Origin of the sequence: Peptoniphilus sp., assembly GCF_022767005.1 — a bacterium.
Taxonomy (GTDB): Bacteria; Bacillota; Clostridia; order Tissierellales; family Peptoniphilaceae; genus Peptoniphilus_A.
The window spans coordinates 1-9,253 of sequence record NZ_JALEOV010000020.1 but is presented as its reverse complement, the minus strand read 5'-3'; the positions used below and the strand labels follow the sequence as shown (position 1 = coordinate 9,253).

General features: G+C 33.9%; 5 protein-coding genes. All 5 read left to right on the top strand.

Annotated elements, in window-relative coordinates; all coding sequences use genetic code 11:
• Positions 1-2,239 (top strand): bifunctional lysylphosphatidylglycerol flippase/synthetase MprF (gene mprF / locus MR285_RS01660; RefSeq protein ID WP_293557412.1); only part of this gene is annotated, 2,239 nt, incomplete at its 5' end.
• Positions 2,240-2,517: 278 nt separating this feature from the next.
• Positions 2,518-3,879 (top strand): amidophosphoribosyltransferase, encoded by a 1,362-nt coding sequence (gene purF / locus MR285_RS01655; RefSeq protein ID WP_293557410.1) that lies wholly within the window; start codon positions 2,518-2,520, stop codon positions 3,877-3,879.
• Positions 3,869-7,540 (top strand): phosphoribosylformylglycinamidine synthase, encoded by a 3,672-nt coding sequence (locus MR285_RS01650; RefSeq protein WP_293557408.1) that lies wholly within the window; start codon positions 3,869-3,871, stop codon positions 7,538-7,540. The genes purF and MR285_RS01650 overlap by 11 nt, the downstream gene beginning before the upstream one ends.
• A gap of 120 nt (positions 7,541-7,660) precedes the next feature.
• Complete coding sequence (locus MR285_RS01645; RefSeq protein WP_293557406.1) at positions 7,661-8,794, top strand: amidohydrolase; 1,134 nt, start codon at positions 7,661-7,663, stop codon at positions 8,792-8,794.
• Between the two features lie 262 nt (positions 8,795-9,056).
• A partial coding sequence (locus tag MR285_RS01640; RefSeq protein ID WP_293557404.1) for a DUF4298 domain-containing protein occupies positions 9,057-9,253 on the top strand: 197 nt, incomplete at its 3' end.

Here is a 9,253-nt window from a genome sequence, read left to right as displayed (position 1 = left end):
CTTTAACAACTTAATTGGATTTGGTGGTGTGATAAATATTGGACTGAGAATGAGATATTTTGGTGAAGAAAAGGATAGCAAGAACTTTTTAAAGTTTTTGGTTAAGTCACTTTTCTTTGACATTGCAGGTCTTTCATTTTTGGCAGTAGCATCTTTAATGCTTTTAATTTTCTTCAATAGCAAAATTTTAATTAATTACAAAATTTGGCTTATTGGTGCAATTTTATACTATCCAGTTTTATTTTTTGTATCAAAAATTAGAAATAATGGAGATTTTTCCATTTCCAAAAAATATGCAATAGAAGTATCCTTAGTTTCAATTTGTGAATGGTTATTAGCGGCACTTTTTTTCTACACAATTGGATTTTTTCTCGGAGTAAAGTTAAATTTTTTTGTGATAATTTCTGCCTTTGTCATTGCAAATATTATAGGGATTGCTTCCTTTATTCCTGGTGGACTTGGCTCCTTTGAACTTGTAATTTTAACTATATTCAACAGCCTTGGCATTAACGGAGATATTGTTTTAACATGGCTTTTGCTTTACAGGATTTTTTACTACATTGTTCCTTTTATGTTTGGACTTGTATTTTTTATACACGACCTTGGTTGCATTTTTGACGAAAAAAATGACAATATTCCTTCAAGAGTTATAAAGTCAATAGGACTTGATATTTTGTCTTTTATGTTATATATCGCAGGAACTTTTATGATTTTGTCGGCGACAATTCCAGAGGAACTTTCTGAGTATTATTGGTTAAGTCAATTTAGCCCATTAAATGCAAATTTAATTTACCAATTTCCAAGTTTAGTTTTTGGAGTGTGTTTTATAATTTTAGGACGTGCCAATAGAGAAGAGGTAGAAAGGGCAACTAAGGTAACTTTGATTTTTCTCGTTCTTGCCTTAATTTATTCTTTTTTAAGTGGTTTTGGAATAATCGAACTTATATTCTTAATTTTGGTAATTTTCCTCGCCTTTTTTACGAGAAAAACTCCAAACAGAAAACAGTTTGTCTATTCTTTTGAAGCGATTACTATTGACACCTTATTTTTTGTTGTAATTTCTGTAATAACAATTTATTTCATGGCTATAAATTATAAATTGAGACCAATAAATTATAGGGATTTCCTTTTGATTCCCTTTGAAAAGAGCTTTGCAAGATTTTCAATAATTTTTATTATATTGGTTTTTTCTATTCGACTTCTTTTGTTTTACTTAAAGGGAAAGAAAATAAAGCTTGGAGAAAAGATGGATGTAGATAAAGTTTTAAATATTTTATCGACTTACGAATGTCATCCAGAGTCAGGGCTAGCACTAGTGGGGGACAAGGAAATTTATTACTATGAAGAAGAAGGCGTTGCAACTTGTGGAATTTCTATTTCTACATACAGGGATAGAGTAATTGTAATGGGAGAACCCTTTGGGAATAAAAGGGACTTTGACAAACTCTTGCAAAAATTTGTGGAAGAAGCAGATATATACGATTATAAGCCGATTTTTTATGAAGTAAGTCAAGATGAAACTATTATGCTTCACGATTTTGGATTTTCTTTTATAAAATTTGGAGAAACGGCAGCACTTGATCTTCAAAATTTTAATTTGGAAGGAAGAGAGCATAAATCTCAAAGAAATGCCCTTTCAAAATTCAATAAATTAGGATATACTTTTGAAGTCGTCAAGGGTCCCTTTGATGATGAATTTTTAGATGATTTAGAAAAAATTTCTGACAACTGGTTAGAGGGAAAGAGAGAGAAGGGTTTTTCTCTTGGATACTTTAACAGGGATTATTTTAATTTATGCGACATTGCAATTGCAAGAGATGAGACTGGAAAAATACTTGCCTTTGCTAATATTATGCCAAACCCAAACAAAACTTGGGCGACAATTGACTTAATGAGATACGATAGAGATGATTCGCCAAGCAGCATTATGGATTATTTATTTTTGCAACTTTTTTTACATTTTAAAGATGAAGGTAAAAAATATTTTGAATTGGGAATGGCACCTCTATCCAATGTTGGAATTAATTCAAATAGTTTTGTGGAAGAAAAATTTGCCTACTTAATTTACAAGTTTGGATATAAATTTTATTCCTTTGAAGGACTTCGAGCTTATAAAGAAAAATTTTCTCCAAGATGGGAGCCAGTTTATCTTAGCTATCCAAATAATACTTGGTTACTTTATACAATGTTTTCAATTTTTATGGTGGATATAAATGCTGCAAAGAACAAAAGAAATTGAGATTTATCTAATATTTATTTTTGAATAGTACAATCTAAAAATTTTATGATATAATAATTTTATTACTTTATGGAGGATTAGTTGTATGCTTTTTTGCCCTGCGTTCACAAATAGTTTTATGGATATACCTCATGGACTTCTTGACGCAATTTTTGCGACTAATTTTTCTTTAAACATTTAACTATGCTCATCTTTTGATGAGCTTTTTTAATTGGAGGAAAAATGGAAGATTTTTATTTTATTGAAAATTTTAGATTTAACGAAGAGGTGTTAAATTAATGTGTGGAGTTATTGGAATTTACTCACAAAGTGATGTGAGCAAAAAGTTATTTTACGGACTTAATTCTCTTCAACACAGAGGACAAGAAGCCAGCGGAATATGTGTTTTTGACGGAAAGAATATGGTTTTAGACAAGGGTATGGGACTTGTTTACGACAATTTTGACGACGAAAGTTTTATTAAATTAAAGGGCAATATTGGAATAGGTCATGTTCGTTATGCCACTGCAGGTGGATCCTATGAATACAATTCACAACCACTACTTGCCTTCTCAAAAAATAGAGAATTTGCCCTTGCTCACAATGGAAATTTAGTAAATCACAAATCAATAAGAAGAGAACTTGAAGATGAAGGAATGCTTTTTCAAACTGCAATTGACACAGAAGTTATCTTGTCATTAGTTGCAAAATACTATACTGGCGACATAATTGAAGCTGTGAAAAAAACTATGTCAAGGATTAAAGGCGCATATAGCGTGGTAATGCTTTTTGAGGACAAACTCGTTGCTTTTAGAGACCCTTATGGATATAGACCACTTTTAATTGGAAGGGCAAAAAATGGAGAAGTAATTATTGCATCCGAAAATGCACCTCTTGAAATAATTGGAACTGATGCCATAAGAGATGTGGAACCTTCAGAAATTATTGTTGTAGATAAAAAGGGTATTCACTCAGAATTTTTTGAAAAAGAAAAAAGACAACATTGCATCTTTGAATATGTATATTTTGCAAGAACAGATGCAACTCTTGATGGCGTAAATTCCTATAACTTTAGAAGAAGATGTGGAGAAATTTTATCTAAGGAAGCGCCAGTTGATGCCGACCTAGTATTAGCTGTTCCAGATTCAGGAACTCCTGGAGCAATGGGTTATGCTCAAAAGTCAGGAATTCCCTTTGCCGAAGGTCTTGTAAAAAATAGATACATGGGAAGAACTTTTATTAAGCCAACACCTGAAGAAAGAGAACTTTCTGTTAAATTAAAATTAAATCCACTTGAAACGGTTTTAAGAGGTAAGAGAGTTATTTTAGTAGACGATTCAATAGTTAGAGGTACAACTTCAAAAAATCTAATTATGAGGATGAAAAAAGCTGGGGCAAAAGAAGTCCACATGAGAATAGTTTCTCCTCCAGTAAAGTACCCTTGTTTCTATGGAATTGACACGCCATCAAGAAAAAAACTTATCGCAGCAAATTATTCTGTTGAGGAAATGAGAGAGAGAATTGGCGCAGATTCCCTTGCTTTTATTTCAATGAAGGGAATGTTGGATGCGACTCTGATGAAAGAAGATGTTTTCTGCAAAGCATGCTTTAATGGCGATTATGCAGTTGAGCCAAAGGAGTTAGTTGAAGATGAAAAATAATGTTAAGAGAATTTATATTACAAAAAAAGATGAATTCGATCACCAGTCAAAATCACTTAGAGAAGAAATCAAGACTTCTCTTGGAATAGATACTACTTACTTAAAAACTTATAGAAGATACGATGTAGATATATCAGATGAAACCCTTGACAAGACTATGGCAACTGTCTTTTACGAAGCGCCAGTGGAAGAAGTATATTATGAAGATTACAAAAAATTAGAGGATTCCTTTGAAAATCCCATTGGCATTCAATATCAAGCTGGGCAATTTGACAATAGAGAAGATGGTTTAGTCCAAACTATTGCACTTTTCACTGACGAAAAAGTTAGGGCAAGGGTTACAGAGGTTTATGATATTGGCGGAGTAAACAAAGATGAACTTGAAAAAATCAAAAACTTCCTGATAAATCCCGTTGACTCTAAAGAAGTTGACGTTTTTGATGACGTAATTTTAAGAGAAGATGCAAAGAAAAATCACGAAAATATTGTCTACCAAGGATTTAATAAATTAGATGAAGAGGGATTAAAGAAATTTGTAGAAGAAAAATCCCTTGCCATGAGTCCTGAGGACTTAAAGGTGCTTCAAGATTATTTTAAAGAAGAAGACAGAGATCCTAATGAAACGGAAGTTGCAATAATAGACACTTATTGGTCAGACCATTGTAGACACACAACTTTTAACACAGAACTAGACATTGATTTTAGCGTAGTTACTGAACTAGATAAAGAAATTAAAAAAGCCTTTGATTCTTACTTAGAAATGAGAAAAGAACTTGACATCAAAAAGCCAATTACTTTAATGAGCCTTGGCACAATTCTTGCAAAGGAACTTAGGAAAAATGGCAAACTTGATGATTTAGAAGTTTCATCAGAAATAAATGCCTGCTCTGTAAAAATTAAGGCAAAGGTAGAAGTTGACGGCAAAGAAGAACTTCGCGATTACCTACTTATGTTTAAAAACGAAACACATAATCACCCAACTGAAATTGAACCAGTTGGAGGGGCAAGCACTTGTCTCGGAGGAGCAATAAGAGATCCCCTTTCTGGAAGAAGTTATGTATATCAAGCAATGAGAGTAACAGGTGCAGGAGATCCCTTTACACCAATTGAAAAAACTTTAAAGGGAAAACTTCCACAAAAGAAAATTGTAACTGAAGCTGCAATTGGTTATTCATCCTATGGAAATCAAGTTGGAGTAGCAACAGGTCTAGTCGACGAATTATACCATCCAGGCTATGTAGCAAAGAGAATGGAAACAGGTGCAGTAATTGCAGCTTGTCCTCTTGAAAATGTAAAGAGAATTGAACCAACTGAAGGCGATGTAATAATTTTACTTGGAGGCAGAACTGGTAGAGATGGAATTGGAGGAGCGACGGGATCATCAAAATCACATAATGTAGAATCTATTCAAACAGAATCTGCACAAGTGCAAAAGGGAAATGCACCTGAAGAGAGAAAAATTCAAAGATTATTTAGAAATCCAAAGGCTGCAAAACTAATTAAAAAATGTAACGATTTTGGCGCAGGTGGAGTTTCCGTTGCCATAGGCGAACTTGCAAATTCAATCGAGGTTAAACTGGATAAAGTTCCATTAAAATACATGGGATTAAAACCGAGAGAAATTGCAATTTCTGAATCTCAAGAGAGAATGGCAGTAGTTGTAGATAAAAAAGACGTAGACACATTTATGGAACTTGCCGACAAGGAAAATTTGGAAAGTACAGTTGTTGCAAGAGTAACTGGCGACGGCAGACTAAAAATGTATTACGAAGATGAAATTATCTGCGATATGAGCTATGATTTTGTAAACCAAACTGGAGCAAAGAGAAGAGAAAGAGTTGAAGTCCTATCTGAAGACTTCCCAGAATTTTTAGTAAATAAAGATGGTGTTGAAGATTTAGAGAAATATTTAGCTGATTTGAATATTACTTCAAAGAAAAATATGATTGAAAGATTTGACTCATCTGTGGGAGCGGCAACTGTACTTCAGCCACTTGGAGGTAACAAACAAAATACACCAGCACAAGTTATGGCAGCACTTATACCAGTTGATGATGGAGATAGTAAAACTGCATCTGTAATGAGTTATGGTTTTAATCCAAAATTATCTGAAGAATCTCAATATCTTGGCGGATATTATTCGGTAATCGAATCCATTGCAAAGCTTGTTGCATCAGGAGCGCCACTTTCTGGAATAAGACTTTCCTTCCAAGAATTCTACGAAAAAATGGACAACGCAAAATCTTGGTCAAAACCACTTAAATCACTTCTTGGAGCATTAACTGCATCAAGATATTTTGACGCACCTCCAATTGGTGGCAAGGACTCCATGAGTGGAACTTTTGAAGATATAAATGTGCCGCCAACACTTATTTCCTTTGCGGTAAACACAATTGATGCAAAAAACATAATCAGTCCAGAGTTTAAGGGCAAGGGAAAAATTGGCATCATAAAGACTGAAAGAGAACACATTGGCACACTTAACCTTGAAGAAACTAAAGAAAACTTTATAAATTTACAAAATGAAATAAAGAAAGGCAATGTAATTTCTGCAGCAGCAATAAATCACAAGGGTACACTTCCACAAATTTTTGAAATGGCAATAGACAATGTTGGCTTTAACTTACAAGTTGAAGATCTTTATTCACCACTTTACGGCTCTTTTGTAGTTGAATATCTAGAGGATAGAGAATTTATAGAAAAAATTGGCGAATTTAGAGATGACCAAAAGATGAAAGTAAATGGCGTGGAATTAGATTTAGAAAAATTAAAAAGAGCTTATTTAAACACAATGGACAAAATTTTTAAGCCAGTTGACACAAATAAATTAGCTGAAGTAAAACAAAAAGAAGTGCCAAAGAGAAGAATGAAGTCCAAAAAACCAGTGGACATTGTCAAGGTAGTAATACCAGCCTTTCCAGGTACAAACTCAGAGTATGACACAGCTAGAGCCTTTGAAAGAGCAGGAGCAAAGGCAGAAGTAGTAGTGTTTAAAAATAAAAACAACGAAAAGGTAAAGGAATCCATAGAAGAATTGGCAGCAAAAATTTCCAATGCACAAATTCTTGCAATACCTGGAGGATTTTCACTTGGCGACGAACCAGGTGGATCTGGTAAATTTATCGCCAATGTAATTAGATCAGATAAAGTTAAATCAGCAATCGAAAAATTACTTACAGATAACGACGGACTAATACTTGGAATTTGTAATGGATTTCAAGCATTAATTAAGACGGGGCTACTCCCTTACGGAGAGATAAAGGACCTAGAAGAAGACGACCCAACACTAACTTATAACACTTGCAACAGACATATTGCAAGAATAGTTGACACAGTTGTAATGTCAAACAATTCACCATGGCTTCAAAAACTTGAAGTTGGAAAAACTTATAAAGTGCCAATTTCTCACGGCGAAGGAAGATTTATCGCAAGTGAAGACAAGGTAAAGGAAATATTAGCAAATGAACAAGTTGCAATTTGTTATGAAGATGCACCAAATGGATCACTATTAAATGTAGAAGCTTTGATGTCAAGGGATGGAAAGATTTTAGGAAAAATGGGCCACAGCGAAAGAGTTGTAGAAGGCACTTTCAAGAACATCGCCGGAATTGAAATAGAAGACATCTTTACAGCAGGTGTAGAATTTTTTAAAAAAGATTAATTGGGGCTACAAAATGTAGCCCTTTTATAATCAAATTTATATAAAAGAAAAATAAGAGGATATTGTGGAAAAAATTTATTAAAAGAAATTTTTGAAGAAATTGACAAAAGACAAGATGAAATGGTAGAACATCGTCGCCACATTCACAAAAATGCAGAGCTTTCCTTTGAAGAAAAAGAAACTGCAGAATATCTTGCAGATTATTACAAGGGCAAGGATGTTGAAGTTACAACAAATATGGGCGGATACGGCCTTAGAGTTGTAATTGACACAAAAAAACCAGGCAAGACTATTGCCCTAAGAGCAGATTTTGATGCACTTCCAATAAAAGAAGAAACAGGGCTTCCCTTTGCATCAAAAAATGAAGGAGTAATGCACGCTTGTGGCCACGATGCACACACAGCTTACTTAATGCTCTTGGCAGACATATTGCTAGAGAAAAAAGATAAACTAAGGGGAAAAATAGTAATAATACACCAACACGCAGAAGAAGCACCTCCAGGGGGAGCAAAACAAATGATAGACGCTGGAGTCCTCGATGGCGTAGACAATGTTTTTGGAATTCATGTAATGTCAGCAATGCCCTTTGGGACAGTTCAGTACCACAAAGGCAATACGCAAACTGGAAGAGCAAAATTTAGCGTAAAGTTTCAAGGAGTAGGCGGACATGGCTCAATGCCACATCTATCCAATGACGCCATAGTTGCAGCATCATACTTTGTAACTGCAGTGCAAACTATTGTATCACGAAGACTTTCTCCCTTTGAAAATGGAGTTGTAACCATTGGATCCTTTGCAGGAGAAGGAACTTTTAATATTATCAAGGATTCAGTAACAGTAATAGGCGATGTAAGGGCAATGTCAGATCACACAAAGGAAGTAATTGAAACTGAAATAAAGAGAATTGCAAAGGGAATTGGCGATACCTTTAACACAGGCGTAGAAATAAATTACACAAATGACTATCCAGTTTTATACAATGACCCAGAGATGACAGATTTAGTAGTGGAAGCGATAAAAGAAGCAGAAATTCCTGAAGTTAAAGAAATATCCGATGGAGGAGAACAACCACCATCAGAAGATTTTTCTTATTACGCAAAGGAAAGACCTTCCTGCTTTTTCTACGTAGGAGCTCTCAAAGAAGATGCACCTTACCCACATCACCATCCAAAATTTGACATAAGAGAAGATGCAATGATAATTTGTGCAAAAACTATGGCAGCTGTTGCTGTAAAATATTTAACAGAAGATTAAATTTTAAAACCTGCCTTTGATTTTCGCCATTATTTATTAAAATTAGATAAATAAAAACAAAACCTTGTGATACAATTGTGAAGAGGTTGATTAAATGCAGGAATTAAATTTTTCCTATGAAAAAGAAATAGGAAAATAAATAAAATTGAGAAAGAAAGGAAAAGATAGACATAATGTTTATCTTTTTCTTTTGCTCCTTGTTTTTTATATTATGCGTATTGGGTAATAATTAAAGCAGTATTATTAGAATAAGGAGGACTTAATGGACCCTGTAAAAAGAATAAGTGAAATGGAAAAGATTTTAAATGAGCAAAATGCACTTATTGAAAATCTTAGGGATGCCCTTGAAAATTTTGAAGCTCATCAAGATGAATACATAAAATTAAGGGACTACTACAATTCAGAAGTTTACTTTGATGATTTAGAAAGTTATGACAAGGGCGAACTTCCAGCAGATTT